Below are 22,706 nucleotides of genomic sequence, written 5' to 3'. Positions count from 1 at the left end.
CAGGTTAGTTGGGTTTGGCCAGGTAGCCGGTCACTTCCAGGTCGAAGCCCGTCATCGACGGCATCTTGCGCGGGCTGGCCAGCAATTGCATTTTGCACACGCCGACTTCGCGCAGGATTTGCGCGCCAATACCGTAGCTGCGCAGGTCCATGCTGGCCGCGCGGCCTTTCGGCTTGGTTTCCGGTTTGTCGAGGGCAGCAAATTGCGAGAAGAACTGCTCGGCAGTTTCTTCGCAATTGAGCAGCACGATCACGCCGCTATCGGCGGCCTTGACCGCTGCCAGCGACGACGACAGGTTCCACGAGTGGGTGGTCGCTTCCGATTCCAGCACATCGAGGATGGAAACCGGCTGGTGCACGCGCACCAGGGTGTCCTTGTCTTTTTCGATCTCGCCGTGCACCAGCGCCAGGTGGGCCGAACCGCTCGGCTTGTCGCGGTATGCAATCATGCGGAACTGGCCTTGCGCCGTGTTCAACTGGCGCTCACCCACTTTTTCCACCAGCGACTCGTTGCGGCTGCGGTACTGGATCAGGTCGGCAATGGTGCCGATCTTCAGGTTGTGTTCCTTGGCAAATTCCAGCAGGTCCGGCAGGCGCGCCATGGTGCCGTCGTCCTTCATGATCTCGCAGATCACCGAGGCAGGCGTGAGGCCGGCCATGGCGGTCAGGTCGCAACCGGCTTCGGTGTGACCAGCACGCATCAGCACGCCGCCCTTTTGCGCCTTGAGCGGGAAGATATGGCCCGGCTGCACGATATCGATGGCCTTGGCATCCTTGGCCACGGCCACGGCGATGGTCTTGGCACGGTCGGCGGCCGAAATGCCGGTGGTCACACCTTCAGCCGCTTCGATCGACACCGTGAAATTGGTGCCAAAGGCGGTGCCGTTACGCGACGACATCATCGACAGCTCGAGCAGGTCGCAACGTTCTTCGGTGAGGGTGAGGCACACCAGGCCGCGCGCGTGCTTGACCATGAAATTGATGGCTTCCGGCGTGACGAAGTCCGCCGCGAGCACCAGGTCACCTTCGTTTTCCCGGTCTTCTTCATCGACCAGGATCACCATGCGGCCAGCGCGCAATTCGGCGACGATTTCTTCGGTGCTGGAAATTGACATTTTTAATCCTTGGGAGCTAATGCGAGAATAACCCGCTATTTTAATGGATTTACGGCACTCCCACCGCAAAAGCCCACTTTTATCCACGGGCTGCCAGCTCGATGCTTTTCTTTTTGAAAAGATTCTGTGACATCGCGAGGCAGTTTATCGCGCACGCGAGGCAATATTGCCCTACGGCAGCAGTTGTGCGCGTAAGATTGACCCGAACACATGGAGACTTCGATGCCTTTTCGCCTGCCCACCTGTTTTGTCCTGTGTCTGATTTTTTCGGCGGCGCAGGCGCACGCCCAGGGCGCTGCAACGATCAAGCAGGGCCAGCGGCTGTGGCAGCAACGTTGCACCGACTGTCACGCGCTCGACACCGACGAGACCGGCCCGCGCCATCGCGGTGTATTCGGCCGCCGCGCCGGCAGCATCAAAGGGTACGATTACTCGCGCGCGCTCAAGCGTTCGCAGGTGACGTGGGACGCCCGGTCGCTCGACCGCTGGCTGGCCGATCCGGAGCAGTTTATTCCGGGCCAGAACATGGATTTCAAGATAAGCAATGCGGTCGAGCGGGCGGCATTGATTGCCTATTTGCAAAGCTTGTCTGGCCAGGGTGTTGGCAAACCTTAGTGCTCGATCCCGATTGCAGGTGAGATGCAGGGCGCGGTCACGATTGCGGGGCTGGTCGCTGGTCGCGCAAAAAGTTTTCATTGTCACGGGACTGGAGCAAACGCCGCGTGCAGCGCCAGGTAAGCTGCGCCAATGACATTGGCGTCCACGCCAACCTCGCCTGCCAACACCGGCGGCCGGTCGACGCCCGACCAGTCGTAGCGCGCCAGCGCCGTTTCCACCCGCGCAAGCAGCAGCGCCAGCAAACCGCGCCCGAGCTTGCCATCAACAATCACCGCGTCCAGATCGACCACGCAGGCGGCGTTGCAGACGGCGTAAGCCAGCGCGTCAGCTGCTTCGTTCGCCCAGGCATGCGTGAAGTCGTACCAGGGCGCTGCGAGGGCGCGTTCGTCGCGCACGGCGTCCACTTCGAGGCCAGCCTCTGTATAGCGCTGTTCGAGCATCGCCAGCGACGCTACGCTGAGCAACTGCGCTGGCAAACCGCCTCGTTCTTCCGTCCCCCTCTGTATGCCCGCCCCGTTCGATCTGTTTGATCCGTTTGATCCGTTTGATCCGTTTGATCCGCTTGGCCGGTCAAGCCCGCTTGTTCCGCTAGATCCGCCAGATCCGCTTGATGCGCCTCGTTCACCGGCGGCTGACCGCAGCGGCATGGAGCCGAGGGCACCGGCGTTGCCATGCGCGCCGCCGTGGGGCCGTCCGCCCGATACCAGGCTTCCGCCAGCCAGGGCATCGAGATACACGTACAGGTAATCCGGCAGGTCGCGGCCGCGGCCAGCCAGCAACTCGGCCACGCAGGCGGCGGCCGTATCTTTGGCGAAAACCACCGGCAGCGTCGTCATCGCCTGCAAACGGGCTCGGATATCGACATTGTCCCACTGCCTGGCCTGCTCTGGCATCTGCCCCAGCAACTGGTGCCAGGTGCCCAGCGCCAGCGGCGCAGCGACTCCAATGCCGCACAACCGCGCCGCCCCGCTCGCGCCAAGTTGGGCAACAATGGCATCGAGTTGACGGGCGATGGCAGCGAACACTGCATCCACTTCGGGGTGCGGATAGACCACCTCGACGCGAAAGCGCGCTTGGCCACTCAGGTCAAGCAGCATCACTTCCAGGCTGCGCCGGCCAATGTGGATGCCGATCGCGTAGGCGCCGTCGGGGTTGAGCGCGATCGGCTGCGACGGCTGCCCTACCCTGCCGCGCACCGCCTCGAGCTTGCGCACCAGTTTTTCGTCGAGCAGCCGGTTGATGATGACCGAAGCGCTCTGGCTGCTGAGTTCCGTCGCGCGGGCCAGGTCGGCCTTGGCCAGGCTGCCAAGACGCCGCAGATGGTGCAGCATGAGCCGTTCATTGGGGCCAAGCACGCGCAGGTTCGATGACATGGGGATAGCGGAACAGGTGGCAGGAGATTTTGTAGTATAGTTTTCCTTTAATTAATAAATCAAGTTGACTTATTAATCCAAAAGGAAAAACCATGCATTTTGACTCCACCCTGCTGGGCCTGATTGCCGCCTTTTGCACGACCGTCGCTTTTATCCCGCAAGTGCTCTTGATCTGGCGCCGCAAGTCCGCTGCCGGTGTTTCCACTGGCATGTACTGCGTGTTCTGCTTCGGCGTGCTGTTGTGGCTGATTTACGGCGTGATCATCGAGGCATGGCCCATCGCCATCAACAACGGCATCACGCTGCTGCTGGCGTGCTCGGTACTGGTGATGAAATGGGCTTATCGAAACAATCCGTAGTTAGCGGGTAGCGGCGCCCACCGACACCATGCGTTCCACGTAACGCGCGATCAGGTCGATTTCCAGGTTGACCTGCACACCCACCACTAAGTGCTTGAGGGTGGTCATGGCGATCGTGTGCGGGATCAGGTTGATCGAGAACTGGCACACCAGGTCGGCGCCGGTGCCGATGTCGGTCACGCGGTTGACGGTCAGCGACACGCCGTTGACCACGATCGAGCCCTTGAAGGCCAGGAACTTGGCCAGCTCGTGATCGGCTTCGATCACCAGTTCCCACGATTCGCCCACCGGCTCGAACTTGCGCACCACGCCCAGGCCATCGACGTGGCCGGACACCAGGTGGCCGCCCAGGCGCTCGTTGAGCGTCAGTGCCTTTTCCAGGTTGACTTCGGTGAGCGTATCGAGGCCGACGGTGCAGTTGAGGCTTTCGCGCGAGACATCGACGCGGAAGCTGGACTCGTCCTTTTCCACCACCGTCATGCAGGCGCCGTTGATGGCGATCGAGTCGCCGAGTGCCACGTCGGCCAGCGGCAGGCCGCCGGCATGAATGTCCAGGCGCACGCCTGCGAACGAGCCGCCTTCGAGTGGGGTGACCGAGGCGATTTTGCCGACTGCGGCAACGATTCCAGTAAACATAAGAATTCTCAAGTAGGGGTGGAGGAACGATTAAAACGGGCCAGCAGCCGCACATCGGCGCCGATCTGCTTTACTTCGTGGAATTTCAACGACTGCTTTTGCGACAAATGCGTGAGCGCCGGCAGCGCGAACATGCCTTGCGCATCGCCCAGCAACATCGGCGCCAGGTACACCAGCAACTCGTCGACACAGCCTTCGCGGATCAGGGAGCCATTGAGCTTGCTGCCTGCTTCAACATGCAATTCATTGATCTGGCGCCGACCCAGCTCGCGCATCAGCTCGGGCAGATCGACCTTGCCGGACGCATTGGGCAGCAGGATCACTTCGTTGCCCAGCGCGCGCAAGGCCGCGCCCTTTTCCGCATCGCGCACGGCGGCCACGATCCAGGTGCCGCCTCCTTGCAATATCTTGGCGGCCGGGTCGATTTCAAGGCGGCTGTCGATGACGATGCGAATCGGCTGGCGCGGCGTGTCGATGCCGCGCACGTTCAACTGCGGATCGTCGGCCTTGACAGTACCGATGCCGGTCAGGATGGCGCAGGCGCGTGCACGCCAGGCGTGGCCGTCGGCGCGGGCGCGCTCGCCGGTGATCCACTGGCTGGCGCCATTGTGCAGCGCCGTCATGCCGTCGAGGCTGGCGGCGGTTTTCATGCGCACCCACGGCAGGCCGCGTGTCATGCGCGAGAAAAAGCCGATATTCAATTCATAGGCCTGCTCGGCCAGCAAACCGCTGCTCACCGCAATTCCGGCTGCGGCCAGCCTGGCCATGCCCTGCCCTGCCACCAGCGGATTCGGGTCTTCCATGGCCGCCACCACGCGGCCCAGGCCGGCGCGCACCAGCGCGTCGGCGCACGGCGGCGTGCGGCCGTGGTGGCTGCACGGCTCGAGCGTAACGTACGCCGTGGCGCCGCGCACGTCGTGGCCACGGGCCTGGGCGTCTTTCAATGCCTGGATTTCCGCGTGGTCGCCGCCTACCTGCTGAGTAACGCCGGCGCCGATCACTGCGCCGTCGCGGACGATCACGCAACCGATGTGCGGATTGGGAGACGTGGTGTACAGGCCGCGCTCTGCCCAGGCCAGGGCCAGGGTCATGCCCTCGGTATCGTTGTGGATTCTCACTATGTCCTTAATCTAATGCGCCCGTGCAGGCCGCCTCCACGGCCGGATCGCACACGCGCAGCCGGCCCAGCATATTGATCTTGATGTTGCGGGCGTTGTTGCCCAGCGCCAGCGACAGCGTGCCCCAGCGGGCGGCCAGGCTGTTACTCGCGCTGCAGCTGCGTCCTGCGCCATTATAAGCAACGTAGGCTGGCGGCGCTTTGGAAGAGAACGAAATGCCCACGCGCAGGCCAGCAGGTAGCGGGCCACGCTGGAAGATCGCGGTCTCGCCGGCATCGGGCCGGCGGTTGCCGTTGGCATCGACAAACACGATCCAGCCGCCGCGCCAGTCGATGCCGCCGGGGTCGAGCGGCACCAGCATGACCATGCTCCCGCGCGCGATCGCCTGCGAGCGGGTGAGGTCGATCGCAGCCACCAGGTCGGTGACGGCAGCGCGCAACCGCTGGCGCTGCATCGTCTGCTGATAAGCGGGCGCAGCGACGGCGAGCAGGATGCCGGCCAGGGCCAGTACCAGCAACAACTCCACCAGGGTTACGCCATATGGGGTCGAAGGTCGCATGGTGTGCACCGTTCATCAACGCCAGCAACTGGCATGCGGACCGTCTGCCTGACGCAGGCCGCTGCTGGTCAGCAGCAGTTGGCCGCAGTCGGCGTCGCGAAAGCGGGCATCCACACGCTGCGTGCCGGGTGTGGCGACCAGCTGTACGCACGCGTCCAGCGTATGACCATCGCAGGCTTTCCCTTCGATTTCGTAGCCGCTGGCCGGTGCGGTGGCGCCGCTCCACCACTGGAACTGGCGTTGTTCAAGGTCGTCGTCCTGAATGGCGGCGCCAAAGGCGAGATAGCTGCCGTGCTGGGTGAAGTAGCGCTCTTGCTGCAACATCAACCGCTGCATGGTGGCTTGCGCTTCGTGGCGGCGGGTGCGCACCAGGTGGTCGTTCCACGCCGGCGCGGCAACTGCTGCCAGCAGCATGGCGATGCCGCATACGACCAGCAGTTCGATCATGGAAAATCCGCGCGGCGTGTTCATGGCACCGCCCGTTGCGCCTGGTATGCCTGGTGCAACTGGCGCCAGTTTGCTACCTCGCGCCAGCTAAGGCGTCCGGCGCGTTTGCGGGTATTGACCGTGCCCAGCACCGGCTCGCCCTGTGGCCCGGGTGCGCCGATGGCGAAGTCCTGTTCCAGGTTCACCCGGCCGGTGGGTTCACGCGGCGTGGGGGGCTTGATGGATGGCACTGGCAGCAACAGCGGCCGGGGCACGTAGCGGGTGGTGCGTTCGGCAACGACAGGCGGCGCCGGTTCCGGCGTGGGCGGCAATCTGGCGGTAACGCTTTGGCCGAGCGCCAGGCCGGTCAGCACGTTGAGCACGTAAGTTCGGCTGTGCGCGGGCGAGCACGCTGCGCCGGGATTGCCCGGTGTGGTCGGCGTGGCTGGGGTGGTCGGCGTCCCTGGGGTGGCAGGTGTGCCTGGCTGTCCCGCTTGCCACGGTTGGACGGGCTGCCCTCCTTCATTAATGGGCAACATGGTATTGAATGCCAGCGCGCCGTTCACCAGTACGCCACTGTCGAGGCTGCGCTCGCCGGTGCGGGACGATGCCAGCAAGTCGATATACCAACCCATGCTGCCTGGGGCCATTGCTTCGCCTTCGATGGCGAGGCGTTCGCTCGCCGGATCGCCTTTAAGCTCGCGCCGCGTAAGCTGGCGCCGGCCGGAGACAAGTTCGGGCGGCGTGCGCAGACTGTCGCGGATGGCGTAATAGGTTTGCGGCGCGAAGCGGGCTGGATCGCGGTCGGCCGGTTCAATCAGCTTGCCGGTGCCGAACAGCACCAGGTAACCGCCATCGTTGGAGTATGCCACTTGCGGCTGCTGCGCGATGGGCTGGCGGCGGCCGGTGGCATCGCGCGCAACAAACAGCGGTGATAGCGACGCGTTGTCAGCCAGCAGTTGCGCCTGTCCTGTCTGAACCGTCGGAACCACCTGCCCCGTTTGCCCCGTCCGAGCCGCCTGACCTGCCTGCCCCGCGAGGCTCCACGATGGACCGGCCACCAGGTCGAAGCGCCACAGATTGCCTTGCAGGTCGCCGCCGTACGCGTAGCGGGCGGCGCCCTGGCGGTCGTTCACCAGCGCTGGCGCATGCAAGGCATTGGGCAAGGTGGCGTCAGCGATCGGGGTGCGCAGGCGGTAGTAATTGTCGTTGAGGCGCCAGGGCGCATTGCGCGGCTTGTCCAGCGCCAGCAGGAACAAGGCGCCGTCGCCGGAAGGGCTGGCGTTGCTGTCGGCAGCGTAGTTGTTCAAGCCGCTGGCGACGACTGCAAAATAGCGATAGACCGGCGCGCCGCCGGACGTGCCCACGCGCAGCTTGGCCAGTTGCGGTGCGCTGGTAACGTTGCCGATATTGGCATCGTGGCGGTCGGTAAATTCCCACAGCACGCCGCCCTGTTCTGCAAACCTGGCGGGATCGGTGACATCGAGCGCGAACACGCCTTGCGCGCCGCCGCCCATACCGGACACCAGTACCGTGCGCGTGCTCCCTGCGATCATCACGTCGCCCGCCTGGGCCGGACCATCGACGTAGGCGCGGTGCACATAATCCTTATCGGCCAGCCGGTGCAACGCGCCGAACAGCGCGGCAGGTACATAGGCGAACAGCTCGGCGCCATCGGTAGCATTGAAGGCGTGCAGCATGCCGTCGTTGGCGCCAAGATAAAGCATGTCCGGCCGCGCCGGCGCCAGCGCCTGTGACGGCTGGCCCACGTACACCGGCGTGCTGTGGACCGAGTTGCCAAGCACGCTGCCGCGTGTGCGGAACAGCGTACCCTCTGCGCTGCGCTCGCCGCGCAGCCAGGCCAGGCGCTGCAGGCCGCTGCCGTCGCTGGCGGAGTCGAGCTGGGCGCGCTGCTCGGGCGACAGGGCTTCCCACGCGAACGGTACCATGACCAGCGTGCCGTCGGCCTGGACGATGGAAGTATGGAGATTGCGTCGCTCCGGCGGCGGTGATGGCGCGCGGTTCGCGCTGCCGGTGAGCAGTGCCCCAGCATCCCATACGGACAGCTTCGCTTGCGACAAGCCGCCGGTACCGGGCGCCATCGCATAGCGGATGAAGCTGCCGGACCAGTTGGCCGTCTGCATCGCTGACTGGTACAAGGTGCCGGCCTGGTCGGGCCTGGTCGGAACGCGCACCAGCGCGGGCCCCTCAAGTTGTCCCGCACTGTCCTGGTGGCACGACGACGCCAGCGGCTCGCCGGCAATCTCCAGCACCGGCGGCGCGGCGTGAACGGTGTCGCTAACGCTCCAGCCTGCGCATGCAATCAGGCAGTAAATCAGGCACCGTTCCCGCACCATCGTCAACCAAACCATCTGCGTACCCATTTATCCCTCACTCAGGTATGAACACACTCTGCAACACCACTCCCACGCCCGGCTTCGGGCTGAAGCCGATCGCCGTCACGCGGTAGCAAGTCTGCGGATCAGCTGCGTCGGTACCGGGTTCGTGGCATTCCAGGCTTTCGATCACGTAGCGCGGCTTTTTGAACGGCAAGAATCCCACGCCGGTCCTCATCGTCGCGCCGGTCGCCTCGCCGTATTCGACGGTGCAGGCGCCGCCATCGTCGCCGCCCAGGTCGGCGCGCTGCCAGGCGGGATCGGCGGCGCATGCGTCATCAGCCACCACGGCACTGCCGTTCCGAATAGCGCGTTCCGCGTCCGCCAGGGCATCCTCCGCCGCCTGGAAGGCGATTTCGCGGTCACGCTCGCCACGCGCGGCCTGCTCCCCCTGCAACCCCAGGCGCGCAGCCGACGCGCCAAGCAACATGACCAGCAACATCATGACCAGGCACACCACCACCGTTACTCCGCGTTGCGTACGCATGGTCGTGAACATGGTGTCACCCGCTCCTGTTGCGTAGCATGACCGTCAGCGCCACCAGGCGCCGCGCCCGCCATCGCTGCGTCGCCGGAATGTTCACCTCCATGATGCGCGTGCCCAGGTCCTGGCTGTGGCCGTCTGCATATGCCGGCCCGAACAGGTCGAACTGCATGGCGCGGGTGTCACTGCGGGTGTTGCCGTCGCCATGCAGCAGCAAGGCCAGCTTGACGGTGCATACGCGTTTCCAGTGGCTGCGCCGCTGCAGGTCGCGCTGTTGTTCTTCTGGCGTGGCGCCTGCTGGCGCCAGCGCGTTGTCGAGGGCGCGGATGGCAGTGGCGTTCAGATAGCGGTTGGGGATGCCGTCGGCGGGCTGGTCGGTGTCCAGGCCGTACAGCACCTGGAACGATTCGACGCCGCGCACGATGGCATCCGCGCCCCAGTTGCCATTGCCCAGATATTTGCAGCGCAATTCGCCGTCGCCGCCCTCGCCCAGTGCGACATAGAAGATGCTCCAGCCGAGTGCGTCACCATCATCGGGTGCCGCCACGCCGAAGCCGCCGCAGTTGATGCTCGAGCCATCGCCGCTGGTGCCCTGACCGTGACCGGCAAAGCGCACAGCCAGCACATCGCTGCCGTTGGCGACCGCAGGCAGCGGCGTGGTGATGCCGTAGCTGGCCTTGCCCAAGCTGTGCGCATCCCAGCCGCCAATCAATGCTGGCCCATCGTCGGCAATGGATACCGGCGCGGTCGTGCTGTCCCAGTTGACGTATGCGCCCTGCCGCACCGCCTGCGCCATGATCTCGAGCGCATAGCGGCCGCCATCGTCGAGCCAGGCGCTTTCGGCGTGGTGGCGATAGTTGCCGGCCGACGCCAGCAGCAGGCTGCCAGCCAACAAGGTCAACAACAGCCCCAGCCCGGCAGCAACGAGCAGTTCTATCAGGCTCCAACCCTGCTGTCGCGTGCGCCTTATCGACGTGCACCGATAGCCGCCATGCTGGCGCGCGCCTTTCATCACAGTGCTCCGACCTGGAGCGCCACGCCGGGCACATGTTGGCCGGTGCGATCGACTTGCGGCGTGCCGTCGGCGCGTTTGCCGCGCCAGCCTACCTTGATCACCAGCGGTGCACCGGCCCCGCCACTGCAAGGCCACAGCAAGGTGCCACCGCTCCACAGGCCGGTGTCGCGGCAGATCAGCACGCGGCCGCTGGGCAGGTGCGTGCGCAGGGCGGTCTTGATTTCGTAGAGGTCGAACCAGGCCAGTTGGGCCGCGTTGCAGGCATCGGCGTAGCACAGCACGGCCGGCGGCGCGGGTGGTGGCTGGTCGAGCACATCGTAGTCGAGGGTCAGGTAGGGATTGGCGCCATCGGGCAATTGCATCTGCGACGGGTTGGCGCGCAGGCGCTCGGCCATACTGGTCGCCAGCAATGATGCCTGCGCCAGCAAGGCGCTCTGGTGCCGCGCGCGCATGGCCGCCAGTTGCATCGACACCCCGCCGACGATGCCCACCGCCAGCACGAACACGGCAATCAGCACCTCGAGCAGGGTGAAGCCCCCCACCGACCACAACTTTGTACCTGAACGCACGGCCAACCTCCGCTACATGACAAGGACAGAGTTCGACGTTAGCAGTGCTTTATGGCTGAGATCTGAGATGGATCAAGCGTGCGCTTGTGTCCGGGCGGTTGACAACAGTCAGCCGATCCCGGCCGTTTAAGTTTTACGCGGCTTGCTTTCCTCACCCACTTCCGCAATCGCATTCTGGAACTCGGCCAGATCTTCGAAGTTTTTGTAAACGGAAGCAAAACGGATGTAGGCCACGGTATCGAGGCGCTGCAATTCCTGCATGACCAGTTCGCCGATGTAGCCGGTATCGACTTCGCGCAGGCCGCTGGTGAGCAGTTTTTCCTTGATGGACGAGACCGCCGCATCGACGGCGGGCGCTGCCACCGGGCGTTTGCGCAAGGCCAGCGACAGGCTGCCGCGCAATTTGTCCGCCGAGTATTCGGTACGGCTGCCGTTCTTCTTGACCACGGCCGGCATCACCAGTTCGATGCGCTCGTACGTGGTAAATCGTTTATCACATTTCGTGCAGCGACGGCGACGGCGGATGGCGTCCCCTTCCTCGGATACACGCGTATCGAGAACCTGGGTATCGTCATGCTGGCAGAACGGACATTTCATATGAGCCACTGAATATTGAAACGGCGCGCCGGTGGTGACCGCCGGCGCGCCAGGGGATTACTTGGCGTAGACCGGGTACTTGTCGGCCAACACTTTAACAGCAGCTTTTACACGCTCGATGGTCGCGGCGTCGTGCGGGTTGTCCAGCACGTCGGCGATCAGGTTGCCCACTTCTTCCGCTTCGGCTTCCTTGAAACCACGGGTGGTCATCGCTGGCGAACCGAGGCGGATGCCCGAGGTCACGAACGGTTTCTGCGGATCGTTCGGAATGCCGTTCTTGTTGGTGGTGATGTGGGCGGTGCCCAGGATCGCTTCGGCTTCCTTGCCGGTCAGGTTTTTCGGACGCAGGTCCACCAGCATCACATGCGACTCGGTACCGCCCGAGACGATGCGCAGGCCGCGCTTGATCAGGGTCTTGGCCAGCACGTCGGCGTTGATCACCACTTGTTGCTGGTAAGCCTTGAATTCAGGCGTCAGCGCTTCCTTGAAGGCGACTGCCTTGCCGGCGATGACGTGCATCAGCGGGCCGCCCTGGATGCCGGGGAAGATGGCCGAGTTGATGATTTTCTCGTGCTCTGCCTTCATCAGGATGATGCCGCCGCGCGGGCCGCGCAGCGATTTGTGCGTGGTCGAGGTGACGAAGTCGGCGTGTGGCACCGGGTTCGGGTACAGGCCGGCAGCGATCAGGCCGGCGTAGTGGGCCATATCGACCATGAAGTAAGCGCCCACTGCCTTGGCAACGGCTGCAAATCGCTCAAAGTCGATCTTTTTCGAGAAGGCCGACGCGCCGGCGATGATCAGCTTCGGCTTGTGTTCCTTGGCCAGCGCTTCCATCGCGTCGTAGTCGATGTCCTCTTCAGCGGTCAGGCCGTACGACACCACGTTGAACCATTTGCCGGACATGTTCAATGGCATGCCGTGGGTCAGATGGCCGCCTTCGGCCAGCGACATGCCCATGATGGTGTCGCCTGGTTTCAGGACGGCAAAGAACACGCCCTGGTTCGCTTGCGAGCCGGAGTTCGGCTGGACGTTGGCCGCTTCTGCGCCGAACAGCTGCTTGACGCGATCGATCGCCAGTTGCTCGACGACGTCCACGTATTCGCAGCCACCGTAGTAGCGCTTGCCTGGATAGCCTTCGGCGTATTTATTGGTCAGCTGGGAGCCTTGCGCTTCCATGACGGCTGGCGAGGTGTAGTTCTCGGACGCGATCAGTTCGATGTGGTCGTGCTGGCGGGTGTTTTCGTTCTGGATGGCGCCGAACAGTTCCGGGTCAACGCTGGCGAGGGTGTGATCTTTTGCGAACATGAAAAAACTCCAATAATGAGTAACGTTGTTGCTGGCAGGTTGGATCGAATGAGGGAAGCCAAAGCGGACAGGCAGCCTCTTTCGTGCATTCCATCGATGGGCTGCCCAGGCGAACGGCTGTTGAAATCTCACGTTTCCCGATGGATGTCCATCTTTCGCCGACGGACCAGTGCACCATTTTGGGGCTGACCGCAGCTTTTCGCCAGTTACGTGAGACGTAATGGAACCGGGATTGTAATTTATGCGCCAGATTTGAGCAAATTTGCGCGAAAGCCAGCCTGATCTAATTTGCAACATCGGCATTTCGCGGCATCGCCGGGCAACATTGGGCATTTCAGCTACAATTTTGCCACCCTGTCACTCACTCTAGGAACCCTCATGATCGTCTTCATCACTGGCGCCTCCGCCGGCTTCGGCGCTGCCATGGCCCGCATCTTCGTTCAAAACGGCCATAAAGTCCTGATCGCCGGCCGCCGCGCCGACCGCCTGCAGGCCCTGGCCGCCGAACTGGGCGACGCCGCCCTGCCGGTCGTGCTCGATGTGACCGACCGCGCGTCGATTACCGCCGTGCTGGCCGGTTTGCCGCCAGCCTGGCGCCAGATCGATGTGCTGGTCAATAACGCCGGTCTGGCACTGGGCGTGACGCCCGCCCACGAATCGTCGCTGGACGACTGGGACACCATGATCGCCACCAATATCAGCGGCCTGGTTGCGATGACGCGCGCCATCCTGCCCGACATGGTCAAGCGCGGTAGCGGCACCATCATCAATATCGGCTCGGTCGCCGGCGATACGCCTTATCCAGGCGGCAACGTGTACGGCGCAACCAAGGCCTTTGTCGAACAGTTCACGCTCAACCTGCGTGCCGACCTGGTGGGCACCGGCGTACGCGCCACTAACCTGGCGCCGGGCCTGTGCGGCGGCACCGAGTTTTCCAATGTGCGCATGAAGGGTAACGACGAGGCCGCCGCCAAGGTATACGAAGGCACCACGCCGCTGACCGCCGACGATATCGCCAACACCGCGTACTGGATTGCCACCCTGCCCGCGCATATCAATATCAACCGGATCGAGATGATGCCGACCTGCCAGGGTTACGGTCCGCTCAATATCAAGCGTACGCTCTGATCACGGCCGTGATAAATGGGTGGTGAAACTTAATTTACGCTGAATTTTGCAGGGGAAGGACGCAATTGGCCCGTCCTTCCTTCAACCAGCGCAATAAATTCGCGTAGAATGTTGCTCAATCTTATTTGCACTCAATACAACATGCCAGCACAGTTCGACTGGAATGTCCGGGTCTATTACGAAGACACCGACGCCGGCGGGATCGTCTATTACGCCAACTACCTGAAATTCTTCGAGCGGGCCCGTACCGAATGGCTGCGCCACCTCAATGTGAACCAGCACGCATTGCAGCAGGAACATGACGTGTTGTTCGTCGTCAAAAGTGTGACCTCGGAGTATCATGCGCCTGCAAAGCTTGACGACGTAATAAAATTAACTCTTAGCATCCAAAAACTAGGCCGTGCATCGGTTGCATTCCAGCAGCAAGCATGGTGTGGCGAGCAATTGTTGAACTCGGCCCAGGTGACTATCGCCTGCGTCGATACCACCATGCGCTTGCGCGCCATACCATCCGCCGTGGCCGAAAAAATGCGTCACTACGTAATCTCCGACTGATCAGACTGATAAACAATGAACGTCACCCAAGACCTCTCTTTCATCTCCCTCATCACCAACGCCCACCTGATCGTGCAATTGATCATGGCGTTGTTGCTCATTATCTCGCTGGTCAGCTGGACGTACATCTTCAGCAAGCTGTTCGCGGTGCGCTCGGCGCGCCGCCAGACCGTAGAATTCGAAAAGACCTTCTGGGCCGGCGGCAACCTGCACGCGCTGCACCAGAACGCCGGCAAGGACCGCGCCGGCAGCGGCCCGCTGGCCCGCATCTTCGAAGCCGGTATGGGCGAGTTCATCAAGAGCAAGGCCGCCTACGCCGCCAGTCGTGAAAGTATGGACCACGGCGCCATCCTGGACGGCGCCCGCCGCGCCATGCGCGCCGCCTTCCAGCGCGAGATGGACGTGCTCGAATCGCACCTGGCCTTCCTGGCCTCGGTCGGTTCGGTGTCGCCGTACATCGGCCTGCTCGGTACCGTGTGGGGCATCATGAACGCGTTCCGTGGCCTGGCCAATGTGCAGCAAGCCACGCTGGCAGCGGTTGCGCCCGGCATTGCCGAAGCGCTGATCGCTACCGCCATCGGCCTGTTCGCGGCGATTCCTGCGGTGGTGGCTTATAACCGCTTCTCGCACGATATCGATCGCCTGGCGATCCGCTTCGAGAGCTTTGTCGAAGAGTTCTCCAACATCCTGCAACGCCAGTCGCGCTAAGCACGGGCATTTGATAAGGCAGAGCGATCATGGGTTCTTCTTTTAACAGCAGCATGCGCGGCGGCCGTAGCCGCAAGCTCAAGTCCGAAATCAACGTCGTGCCGTACATCGACGTGATGTTGTGCCTGCTGATCATTTTCATGGTCATGCCGTCGGCCAACGACGCCTCGGTGGTGGACTTGCCGCACGCGGAAAAATCGACCAAGCCGCCCAGCGACTACGTGCAGATCGTCATCAAGCCGAACGGCGCGCTGTCGATCGGCGTCAAGGGCAAGGATGCGGACGCGCCGGAAACGGCGCCAAGCCGCGATGCGCTGGTGAAAAAACTGCGCACGCTGCACGAGGCGCATCCCGACTACCCGGTGCTGATCTCGGGCGACAAGGAAAGCAAGTACGACGACGTGATCCAGCTGATCTCGGAAGCGAAGAAAATGGGCATTACCCGCGTGGGTTTGGCCACTCAATAAGAACGTTGAATAGATGAATCCCCCTACCGCAGGCGGCCCGTACAAGGTGCCGCGACAACACAACGGCTGGCGCGCAACGATACTTGCCGTATCGGTGCACGCGGTGCTGTTGCTGTTCCTGTGGGTGGGCGTGAGCTGGCAGAATACCGAACCGACCGAAGTCCAGGCAGAAATCTGGGACATGACGGTGCAGGACGCCGCCCCCGCCGCCCCGCCGGAACCCCAACCGGAACCTGATCCAGAACCGACTCCGGCGCCGGAGCCTGAACCCGTGCCACCGCCTGTGGTCAAAGCTCCACCACCACCGCCGGTGGAAGTACCGCCCGCGCCCAAAGCACCCGACATCGCCCTCGAACGCCTGAAAGAAAAGAAGAAAAAGCTTGAGGAAGAGAAGAAGATCGCTGAGGCCAAGGAACTCAAGGAAGCTCAGCTGAAGAAAGAGGCGGACGAGAAGCAGGCCAAGCTCGACGCCAAGAAGAAGCTTGAGCAGAAAAAACTCGCCGAGCAAAAAGCCCGGGAAGAGGAAGAAAAAGAACAGGAAGAGAAAGAGAAGAAACTCGCCGCTGAAGCCGCCAAGAAAAAGGCCGCCGCCGAGAAACTCGCCAAGGAAAAAGCCGACAAGGCCGATAAAGCTGCAAAAGACAAAGCCTTCGCAGCGGAAATGAGCCGGATTACGGGCTCGGCCGCCAAGGGTTCCACCGGCACGGCTGCGCAATCGACTGGCGGCAAGGTTGATGGCGGTTACTCGGCAGCGATCCGTATCAAGGTCAAGAACAACCTGGTCTATGGCGGCACCGACGATACGCTGACTGCAATCTACAAGATCACCCAGTTGCCAACCGGTGAAATTATTGGCGTCCGCAAGATCAAGGGCAGCGCCTCGCCTGCGTACGACAGTGCGATCGAGAACGCAATTGCCAAATCGTCACCGCTCCCGAAGAAAAAAGATGGTACGGTAGAGCGCGAACTGGAACTGAACTTCAACATGAAGGATATGCACTAATGCAAACCAAATTTAAACACATCATTCTCTACGCCGGCCTGACCATCGCGGCCACCATGGGCAGCGCCCAGGCGCAGATGCGCATCGAGATTTCGGGCGCCGGCAGCAACCAGATCCCTGTCGCCGTCGCCGGCTTCGCCAACGAAGGCGTGGCGCCGCACATGGTGTCGGCCATCATCAAGGCCGACCTCGAGCGCAGCGGCGCCTTTAAAATCATCGATGCCGGTGTGATCAGCGACGTCAACAACGTGGACTACAGCGGCTGGAAAGCCAAGGGCGCCGATGCGCTGGTGGTTGGCACCGTCAATGCCATGGCCGATGGCCGCTACGACGTGCGCTACAAACTGTACGACACCGTCAAGCAATCGCAGATCTCCAACCTGGACAAGGCGGTAACCGCCCAGTTCACGCGCCTGTCCGCGCACCTGATCGCCGACGACGTGTTCTTCAAGCTGACCGGCGTGCGCGGCGCGTTTTCCACCCGCATTTCGTATGTAAAGCAGGAAGGCCGCAGCAATATGCTGATGATTGCCGACGCCGATGGCGAAGGCGAGCAACTGGCGCTGCGTTCCAACGAGCCGATCATCTCGCCATCGTGGTCGCCGGACGGCACCAAGGTCGCGTACGTGTCGTTCGAGCAGAAAAAGCCGGTCGTCTACATCCAGAACCTGATCACCCGCGCCCGCACCGTGGTGGCCAATGAAAAAGGCAATAACTCGGCGCCAGCCTGGGCCCCGGACGGCAACAAGCTGGCCGTGGCGCTGTCGCGTGACGGCAACTACGAGATCTACACGGTGAACGCCGACGGCAGCAACCTGCGCCGCGTCACGAGCAACGGCGGCATCGATACCGAGCCACAATGGTCGGCCGACGGCCAGAGCATCTACTTCACCAGCGACCGCAGCGGCGGCCCGCAAATTTATCGCATGAGCGCCAGCGGCGGCGACGCCAAGCGCGTGACCTTCTCCGGCACCTACAACACCAGCCCGCGCGTCTCGTCGGACGGCAAGACCCTGGCCTATATCTCGCGCCGCGACGGCAACTTCCAGTTGTACGTGCTGGACCTGGGCAGTGGCCAGGAAACGCGCCTGTCGGATACGACCAGCGACGAATCGCCGAGTTTCGCGCCGAACGGCAAGTACATCATGTACGCCACGACGGCAGGCAGCCGCAAATCGCTGGCCGTGGTCTCGGTCGATGGCCGTGTGAAGCAACGTCTGACCACTCAGGCGGGCAACATCAAGGAGCCCACCTGGGGTCCGTTCATGCAGTAAAACAATCAAAATCTAACGTTACTAGGAGAAACTCATGCGTCAAATCAGCAGCTTAGCCCTCGTCCTGACCACCGCAGCGATCCTGTCGGCTTGCTCGTCGACCCCGATCAAGGAAAACACCCCGCCTCCAGTGGTGGAGCGTCCAGCCACCGGCCCGGCGACGGCACCAGCGGACACCCGCACCGTGGCGCCAGTTGAAACCAAATCGCTCGACCCGCTGGACGATCCAAAAGGCGTGCTGGCCAACCGCAGCGTGTATTTCGACTATGACAGCTACAGCGTGCGCGCCGATGGCCGTCCAGTGGTAGAAAATCACTCGGCCTACCTGGCGAAAAACAAATCGCGCCAGATCCTGATCCAGGGTAACACCGATGACCGCGGCGGCTCCGAGTACAACCTGGCCTTGGGCCTGAAACGCGCCGAAGCCGTGCGTAAAGCCATGACCACCCTGGGCGTGTCGGATTCGCAGATCGAAGCCGTCTCGCTGGGCAAAGAGAAGCCAAAAGCTGCGGGCACCGACGAAGCCGCACGCGCTGAAAACCGCCGCGCCGACATCGTTTACAAGTAATTTCGCTTTTGCCGGGTCACAGGCATAATACGGGGTGGTACCCGGACTTGGTCCCCAAGTCCAGGCATCGCCCCGTTTCCATTTTGATTTGTTGAAAGCGCCCGACATGATGAAACTCTCCAAATCCGGCGTCTCCGCCGCCGTGCTCGCTGCGATGACCTGGCTGCCGCTGCAAGCCCATGCCGGCCTGTTCGATGACGACGAAGCCCGCAAGGCCCTGCTGGACCTGCGCGCCAAGGTCGAAGCCCTGCGCGTCGAAACCAACGCCCGCCTCGAAACCAAGTCCGACAAGTCCAGCACGCTGGACATGATCAATCAGAACGACAACACGATGCAGGAGATCGCCAAGCTGCGCGGCCAGATCGAAGTGCTGGCCAACGAAGTATCGATGGCCCAGAAGCGCCAGCGCGACCTGTACACCGACCTCGACACGCGTATGCGCAAGCTCGAGCCGCGCGAAGTGAACGTGGACGGCAAAACCGCCCAGGTCGATCCGAGCGAAGAGCGCAACTACGACGCCGCCATGACCCAGTTCAAGGCTGGCGACTACAAGGCCGCCGGCGATGCCCTGGCCGCCTTCGTGCGCCAGTACCCTGCTTCCGTGTACACGCCCAACGCGCAGTACTGGCTCGGCAATTCGTTTTACGCCCAGCGCGACTGCAAGAGCGCCATCGCGGCCCAGCAAGTGGTGCTGAAGAACTACGCAGACAGCCCGAAAGCGCCAGACGCCATGCTCAACATCGCCAGCTGCCAGACCGAGCTGAAAGACAAGGCGGCCAAGAAGACCTTGCAGGACCTGATCAAGCAGTTCCCCGAGTCACAGGCGGCCGTGACGGCCAAGCAGCGCCTGAGCGGCAAGTAAGCGCGTGCGTTGAGGCGGCCGGACAAATAAATTGTCCGGCAGGCATTTGACAGGATGTGTTGAAACATCCTATAATCTCGCTTCTTCGGGGGTCGTTAGCTCAGCTGGTAGAGCAGCGGACTTTTAATCCGTTGGTCGCAGGTTCGAATCCCGCACGGCCTACCACCGAAGCACCCTTGGGTCGTTAGCTCAGCTGGTAGAGCAGCGGACTTTTAATCCGTTGGTCGCAGGTTCGAATCCCGCACGGCCTACCAAGATTCATCAAAAACGCCCACAAGCTTCGGTTTGTGGGCGTTTTTGTTTTGGCCAGGATTTACCGCAAACGCGGCATTCCATTCTTTGTTCATCACGTAGCATGAACTTCCCGACGATTGGTTATCAGATCGTTCAAGTTACTATAAGAATGGAAAATTATGGCACACATGAAAAAGCTCGCAAGCGTTTGCGCGGCGGCATTTGCACTGACCGCCTGCGGCGCGAGTACCGACGACGACATCAGCTCAGCGACGAACTCGAGCAGAAATTCTGCCAATAGCGCGGCCGCGCAAGAGGCGGCAGTGAAGTTATGCCAGGCGCAAAAATATACCGGTACCGAAACCGATCCGCAGGTCTACACGTATGACTATATCGCGCAGTTCGATCGGTGCGCGCTTGCAGCGACGGGGAACAATAACTACAAGATTGACGGCGACCGACAATGCAAGGTACTTGATGCGCTTCTCAAGGCAACTGCAAGCAAATTCAAACCATTGCACTGCAACGGTGAGGTGCTACGCCCCTAGATTGTGAGTGTATTGCACTCAGCCAAGGACTGAAGGATGTGGCTCGGCTTAGAATCCTAAGTCGGCTCCATACATGAGCCATTTCTGGGGGCGATCAATGAAAAATGCTGCATCAATCCGCCTGCTGGCTGCGCTTGGCACAACGGTACTCTCTGTTCTCATGCCACTGGAATCGGCCGGAGCGAGCGTCTGCTTCGGTACATCGGCAAACGGGCGTGTGAGTGACGCCGTGGCGCTTCCCGCTCAGGGCGAAAACTATGGCCCCTACAGCAGCCTGGGCGTCACGCTCGGCAGAACCCATGTGCACCAAACCGTGCGCGATATCGTGGTGGACGCTTATGCCGCTGCTTATCGCACCATGCCCACCACCCTCTTCCTCTACGGCGAAACCGGCCTGTCCTCTGGCGGCGCCTTCAAGCCCCACCGCACGCACCAGAGCGGGACCTCGGTCGACTTCATGGTGCCGGTGCTGGACGGCAAGGGAAAATCGGTAGCGCTTCCATCCAATGCGCTCAACAAGTTCGGCTACGCGCTGGAATTCGACGCCAATGGCAAGCTCAATGATTTACAGATCGATTTTGAAGCCGTCGCCGAACACTTGCACCAGTTGGCGATCGCGGCGAAAAAGCACGGCGCGCCGATCAACCGCGTGATCTTTCAGAGAGAACTGGTGGCGCAGCTGTACCGGACCAAGCGCGGCGAATACCTGCGCAGGTCGGTGACGTTCATGAAGGCGACGCCGTGGATACGGCACGACGAGCACTACCACGTGGATTTTACGTTGCCATGCCGGCCAATGACGGACTATGGCAGGTGAGCTAGAATTCTCATCCCTCACCTGGTATTGGAGACATCATGGCCTTGGCACATGCAACGTCCGGTCAAGTCATTGCGCTCACGCGCGCCGACGAGGACACTACGCAGTTTTCAGCGATCGCACTGGCGAAAACAGAACAGGTCGAATTAATCAGGCTGGTACTCCCCGCAGGGAAAGACATGCCGGAGCATCATGTGAAGGGAGAGATCACGTTCCAGTGCATCAGCGGACAGATTGCCTTCATCATGGGCGCCACCACCGCCACGCTCACTGGCGGCAAGATGTTGTACCTCGAAGGCGGGGCGCCGCATGCGGTCAAGGCGCTGGCCGATTCGGTGGCGCTGGTGACCATCGTCTTGCGCCACTGACCCGGGCGGGTTGGTTCTTAGCGCTTGGGAGCCTTCTTGACACCGAGTTGCGACGCTTCGTAGATGGCCTTGGCATCCTGGTGCGCCTGCTCGACCGTGCGCAATTTCTCGTCCTCGTCGTGCCGCACAAAAAACTCCTTGTCCTGCGCCGCCACCACCAGTTTTACAGCCGCCGCCTCGGCCACGCCAAATTTTTCGAAGATCAGCGTGGTGACCTCATCCAGGTATTCTTCGTAGGTCATGCGACCATCCTCTCTTGTTGATGCGATTGACTTCAGGGTTGGACATGGTAATCGCATCGGGGACAATCGCCAACCCCGTTGTCACAAAACAATTCTCCGCATCATCATTCCACATACGCTAAGCCTCCGACCTTTCTACATCAGGAGCGTTCATATGGCGACCACGCAAGCCAGCATTGACGAGGCATTATTCGATAGCGCAATCGAGTCGCTCGAGGCGCAAATCGCCAATGTCGGCACCCATCTGACCATCGACTCACACGCACGCGCTGCCTATGCGAGGGAAATCAAGCGCATGTCCGACCGCTTGCGTGCCGAAGCACTGGCCGGGCGCCTCAGCTGGACCGATGCGGCGCGCGAAGCGCAGGTAGCGCGCAATGCCATCATGGAAGTGATTCGGGCGCGCGGCACACCGGTCGGACGCGCCATCGCAGAGTACATGAAAAAAGATGGCATTCCCCTCAATCACCTAGTGGCGAGCAAGACGGCCAAGGCTCACGGAAGTAGTGCTGTCTTCTCAGGCTTGACCGGCACTCAACAAAACGCAATTTACGCCAGCATCGTGACTTCGGCGGGCACATCGAACGCCCGCGTCACGCACGCGATGGCAACTCTTTCCCACGTCAGCCGTGGCGTAGTGTTTATTGCGGTCGCGCTGTCTGTCTATGAAATAACAACGGCCAGGAATAAGGTCGCTGCGGCGAAAAAAGAATTGGCGGTCAACGGGGCCGGCATCGCCGGCGGCATTGCAGGAGGGATGCTGGCAGGCCTGGCCTGCGGCCCGGCCGCTCCGGTATGCGTTACAGTGGGCGCTTTTGTCGGCGGCGCGTTGGCTGCCTTCGGCACGAGCTACGCCTGGTAGGCACCACATGAACCTCACCTCAGCTGACCACTACGCGCTACGCACCATCACGCCATCAACGTCGGAACAAGTCCCTTCCAGCGAGTTGATGATTTCCGGCAAGCCAACCGGCAAGGTCCTCGATGGCGCCGTGCTGGAAGCGGCGCTGGCGTGGGGTGATCTTCTGCTGCTGTTTATCACCGATGACGTGCCGTACGAAGAAGGTTTGCGCATCGTCCTGCTGGATCGGGATCTTAACACGCTGGATTCGGCATTGATCGTGGCGATGTATTCCACCGGCGTCTTCTCGGATCTCGATCTGACCGCAGCGGACACGGTGCGCTTCCGCTTCTTCGGCGGCCTAGTCTATACCTTGACCTTGCTGCCGCAAGCATCGTTTGCCTTCCCCTTCTTCTCCGACCCGAGCGCCGTCTGGCGCCCGTTCAAGTGGACGCGCAGGTTTCGCATCGACGCCAACCCGTTGCCGGAAACAGGAACGTCACCACCGCCGTGACGCTCCCG

General features: G+C 62.0%; 28 protein-coding genes, 2 tRNA genes and 1 riboswitch. Of the genes, 17 read left to right on the top strand and 13 right to left on the bottom strand.

Annotated elements, in window-relative coordinates; all coding sequences use genetic code 11:
* Window positions 1-4 precede the first annotated feature (4 nt).
* Complete coding sequence (gene ribBA, locus ASF04_RS07410; protein WP_056139534.1) at window positions 5-1,114, bottom strand: bifunctional 3,4-dihydroxy-2-butanone-4-phosphate synthase/GTP cyclohydrolase II; 1,110 nt, start codon at window positions 1,112-1,114, stop codon at window positions 5-7.
* Between the two features lie 222 nt (window positions 1,115-1,336).
* On the opposite strand from ribBA, the gene ASF04_RS07405 reads away from it, so the two are divergent.
* Window positions 1,337-1,729 (top strand): cytochrome c family protein, encoded by a 393-nt coding sequence (locus ASF04_RS07405; RefSeq protein WP_056139533.1) that lies wholly within the window; start codon window positions 1,337-1,339, stop codon window positions 1,727-1,729.
* Window positions 1,730-1,812: 83 nt separating this feature from the next.
* Here ASF04_RS07405 and ASF04_RS07400 read toward each other — a convergent pair whose 3' ends face one another.
* A complete protein-coding gene (locus ASF04_RS07400; protein ID WP_056139531.1) occupies window positions 1,813-3,105 on the bottom strand; it encodes an ROK family transcriptional regulator in 1,293 nt (430 codons plus the stop codon).
* Between the two features lie 92 nt (window positions 3,106-3,197).
* Between ASF04_RS07400 and ASF04_RS07395 the strand changes: the two genes are divergently transcribed.
* Complete coding sequence (locus ASF04_RS07395; RefSeq protein WP_056139529.1) at window positions 3,198-3,464, top strand: SemiSWEET transporter; 267 nt, start codon at window positions 3,198-3,200, stop codon at window positions 3,462-3,464.
* On the opposite strand, the gene ASF04_RS07390 is transcribed toward ASF04_RS07395, so the two are convergent.
* From ASF04_RS07390 to glyA, 10 genes are all read right to left on the bottom strand, one after another.
* Window positions 3,465-4,100: a riboflavin synthase gene (locus tag ASF04_RS07390; protein ID WP_056139527.1), complete on the bottom strand. Its 636-nt coding sequence runs from the start codon at window positions 4,098-4,100 to the stop codon at window positions 3,465-3,467. It abuts the gene before it with no gap.
* An 8-nt stretch (window positions 4,101-4,108) separates the two neighbouring features.
* Entirely contained in the window at window positions 4,109-5,218 is a 1,110-nt protein-coding gene (gene ribD / locus ASF04_RS07385; RefSeq protein ID WP_056139525.1) for a bifunctional diaminohydroxyphosphoribosylaminopyrimidine deaminase/5-amino-6-(5-phosphoribosylamino)uracil reductase RibD, read from the bottom strand.
* A gap of 7 nt (window positions 5,219-5,225) precedes the next feature.
* Window positions 5,226-5,777 carry a GspH/FimT family protein gene (locus ASF04_RS07380; protein ID WP_056139523.1) on the bottom strand — a complete coding sequence of 184 codons (552 nt, stop codon included), beginning with the start codon at window positions 5,775-5,777 and terminating at the stop codon, window positions 5,226-5,228.
* A 15-nt stretch (window positions 5,778-5,792) separates the two neighbouring features.
* Complete coding sequence (locus ASF04_RS07375) at window positions 5,793-6,248, bottom strand: type IV pilin protein (protein ID WP_056139521.1); 456 nt, start codon at window positions 6,246-6,248, stop codon at window positions 5,793-5,795.
* Window positions 6,245-8,575, bottom strand: a complete 2,331-nt coding sequence (locus ASF04_RS07370; protein ID WP_162241425.1) for a pilus assembly protein — start codon at window positions 8,573-8,575, stop codon at window positions 6,245-6,247. The genes ASF04_RS07375 and ASF04_RS07370 overlap by 4 nt, the downstream gene beginning before the upstream one ends.
* Before the next feature lie 19 nt (window positions 8,576-8,594).
* Window positions 8,595-9,086: a PilX N-terminal domain-containing pilus assembly protein gene (locus tag ASF04_RS07365; RefSeq protein ID WP_056139574.1), complete on the bottom strand. Its 492-nt coding sequence runs from the start codon at window positions 9,084-9,086 to the stop codon at window positions 8,595-8,597.
* Between the two features lie 16 nt (window positions 9,087-9,102).
* Entirely contained in the window at window positions 9,103-10,095 is a 993-nt protein-coding gene (locus ASF04_RS07360; RefSeq protein WP_056139517.1) for a PilW family protein, read from the bottom strand.
* Window positions 10,095-10,667: a type IV pilus modification protein PilV gene (pilV, locus tag ASF04_RS07355; RefSeq protein ID WP_229204957.1), complete on the bottom strand. Its 573-nt coding sequence runs from the start codon at window positions 10,665-10,667 to the stop codon at window positions 10,095-10,097. The genes ASF04_RS07360 and pilV overlap by 1 nt, the downstream gene beginning before the upstream one ends.
* A 126-nt stretch (window positions 10,668-10,793) precedes the next feature.
* Window positions 10,794-11,264 (bottom strand): transcriptional regulator NrdR, encoded by a 471-nt coding sequence (nrdR, locus tag ASF04_RS07350; RefSeq protein WP_056139514.1) that lies wholly within the window; start codon window positions 11,262-11,264, stop codon window positions 10,794-10,796.
* Window positions 11,265-11,321: 57 nt separating this feature from the next.
* The gene (gene glyA, locus ASF04_RS07345) at window positions 11,322-12,569 is read right to left on the bottom strand and encodes a serine hydroxymethyltransferase (protein WP_019920551.1); all 1,248 of its coding nucleotides are present in this window, start codon (window positions 12,567-12,569) and stop codon (window positions 11,322-11,324) included.
* A gap of 96 nt (window positions 12,570-12,665) precedes the next feature.
* Window positions 12,666-12,789, bottom strand: a riboswitch (ZMP/ZTP riboswitch).
* Window positions 12,790-12,947: 158 nt separating this feature from the next.
* Between glyA and ASF04_RS07340 the strand changes: the two genes are divergently transcribed.
* The 13 genes from ASF04_RS07340 (at window position 12,948) to ASF04_RS07280 (ending at window position 21,101) form a co-directional block, all read left to right on the top strand.
* A complete protein-coding gene (locus ASF04_RS07340; RefSeq protein WP_056139512.1) occupies window positions 12,948-13,697 on the top strand; it encodes an SDR family oxidoreductase in 750 nt (249 codons plus the stop codon).
* 141 nt (window positions 13,698-13,838) lie between these two features.
* The gene (gene ybgC / locus ASF04_RS07335) at window positions 13,839-14,252 is read left to right on the top strand and encodes a tol-pal system-associated acyl-CoA thioesterase (protein WP_056139572.1); all 414 of its coding nucleotides are present in this window, start codon (window positions 13,839-13,841) and stop codon (window positions 14,250-14,252) included.
* A gap of 15 nt (window positions 14,253-14,267) precedes the next feature.
* Window positions 14,268-14,960, top strand: a complete 693-nt coding sequence (gene tolQ / locus ASF04_RS07330; protein WP_056139510.1) for a protein TolQ — start codon at window positions 14,268-14,270, stop codon at window positions 14,958-14,960.
* Window positions 14,961-14,989: 29 nt separating this feature from the next.
* Window positions 14,990-15,427 (top strand): ExbD/TolR family protein, encoded by a 438-nt coding sequence (locus tag ASF04_RS07325; RefSeq protein WP_056139508.1) that lies wholly within the window; start codon window positions 14,990-14,992, stop codon window positions 15,425-15,427.
* 13 nt (window positions 15,428-15,440) lie between these two features.
* Window positions 15,441-16,430, top strand: coding sequence for a cell envelope integrity protein TolA (gene tolA, locus ASF04_RS07320; protein ID WP_056139506.1), 990 nt, complete (start codon window positions 15,441-15,443; stop codon window positions 16,428-16,430).
* Window positions 16,430-17,704: a Tol-Pal system beta propeller repeat protein TolB gene (tolB, locus tag ASF04_RS07315; RefSeq protein WP_056139504.1), complete on the top strand. Its 1,275-nt coding sequence runs from the start codon at window positions 16,430-16,432 to the stop codon at window positions 17,702-17,704. The genes tolA and tolB overlap by 1 nt, the downstream gene beginning before the upstream one ends.
* Window positions 17,705-17,738: 34 nt before the next feature.
* A complete protein-coding gene (gene pal, locus ASF04_RS07310; protein WP_019920558.1) occupies window positions 17,739-18,272 on the top strand; it encodes a peptidoglycan-associated lipoprotein Pal in 534 nt (177 codons plus the stop codon).
* Between the two features lie 106 nt (window positions 18,273-18,378).
* Complete coding sequence (gene ybgF, locus ASF04_RS07305) at window positions 18,379-19,134, top strand: tol-pal system protein YbgF (protein WP_056139502.1); 756 nt, start codon at window positions 18,379-18,381, stop codon at window positions 19,132-19,134.
* An 89-nt stretch (window positions 19,135-19,223) separates the two neighbouring features.
* Window positions 19,224-19,299, top strand: a tRNA-Lys gene (locus ASF04_RS07300).
* Between the two features lie 13 nt (window positions 19,300-19,312).
* Window positions 19,313-19,388 (top strand) — tRNA-Lys (locus ASF04_RS07295).
* Window positions 19,389-19,556: 168 nt separating this feature from the next.
* Window positions 19,557-19,916, top strand: a complete 360-nt coding sequence (locus tag ASF04_RS07290) for a hypothetical protein (RefSeq protein WP_162241424.1) — start codon at window positions 19,557-19,559, stop codon at window positions 19,914-19,916.
* Window positions 19,917-19,989: 73 nt separating this feature from the next.
* The gene (locus ASF04_RS07285) at window positions 19,990-20,733 is read left to right on the top strand and encodes a penicillin-insensitive murein endopeptidase (RefSeq protein ID WP_229204956.1); all 744 of its coding nucleotides are present in this window, start codon (window positions 19,990-19,992) and stop codon (window positions 20,731-20,733) included.
* Between the two features lie 38 nt (window positions 20,734-20,771).
* Window positions 20,772-21,101 (top strand): hypothetical protein, encoded by a 330-nt coding sequence (locus ASF04_RS07280; protein ID WP_056139497.1) that lies wholly within the window; start codon window positions 20,772-20,774, stop codon window positions 21,099-21,101.
* Window positions 21,102-21,118: 17 nt separating this feature from the next.
* Here ASF04_RS07280 and ASF04_RS07275 read toward each other — a convergent pair whose 3' ends face one another.
* Entirely contained in the window at window positions 21,119-21,343 is a 225-nt protein-coding gene (locus ASF04_RS07275; RefSeq protein ID WP_056139494.1) for a hypothetical protein, read from the bottom strand.
* Window positions 21,344-21,497: 154 nt separating this feature from the next.
* On the opposite strand from ASF04_RS07275, the gene ASF04_RS07270 reads away from it, so the two are divergent.
* Both ASF04_RS07270 and ASF04_RS07265 read left to right on the top strand, forming a co-directional pair.
* Window positions 21,498-22,205: a hypothetical protein gene (locus ASF04_RS07270; RefSeq protein ID WP_056139492.1), complete on the top strand. Its 708-nt coding sequence runs from the start codon at window positions 21,498-21,500 to the stop codon at window positions 22,203-22,205.
* A 7-nt stretch (window positions 22,206-22,212) separates the two neighbouring features.
* Complete coding sequence (locus ASF04_RS07265; RefSeq protein ID WP_156368566.1) at window positions 22,213-22,698, top strand: hypothetical protein; 486 nt, start codon at window positions 22,213-22,215, stop codon at window positions 22,696-22,698.
* The last annotated feature ends 8 nt before the right edge of the window (window positions 22,699-22,706 follow it).

Source organism: Duganella sp. Leaf61, from assembly GCF_001421905.1.
GTDB classification, from domain to species: domain Bacteria; phylum Pseudomonadota; class Gammaproteobacteria; order Burkholderiales; family Burkholderiaceae_D; genus Rugamonas; species Rugamonas zoogloeoides.
Note: the sequence above shows the minus strand (reverse complement) of the source record. Positions and strands in the feature narration are given on the sequence as shown.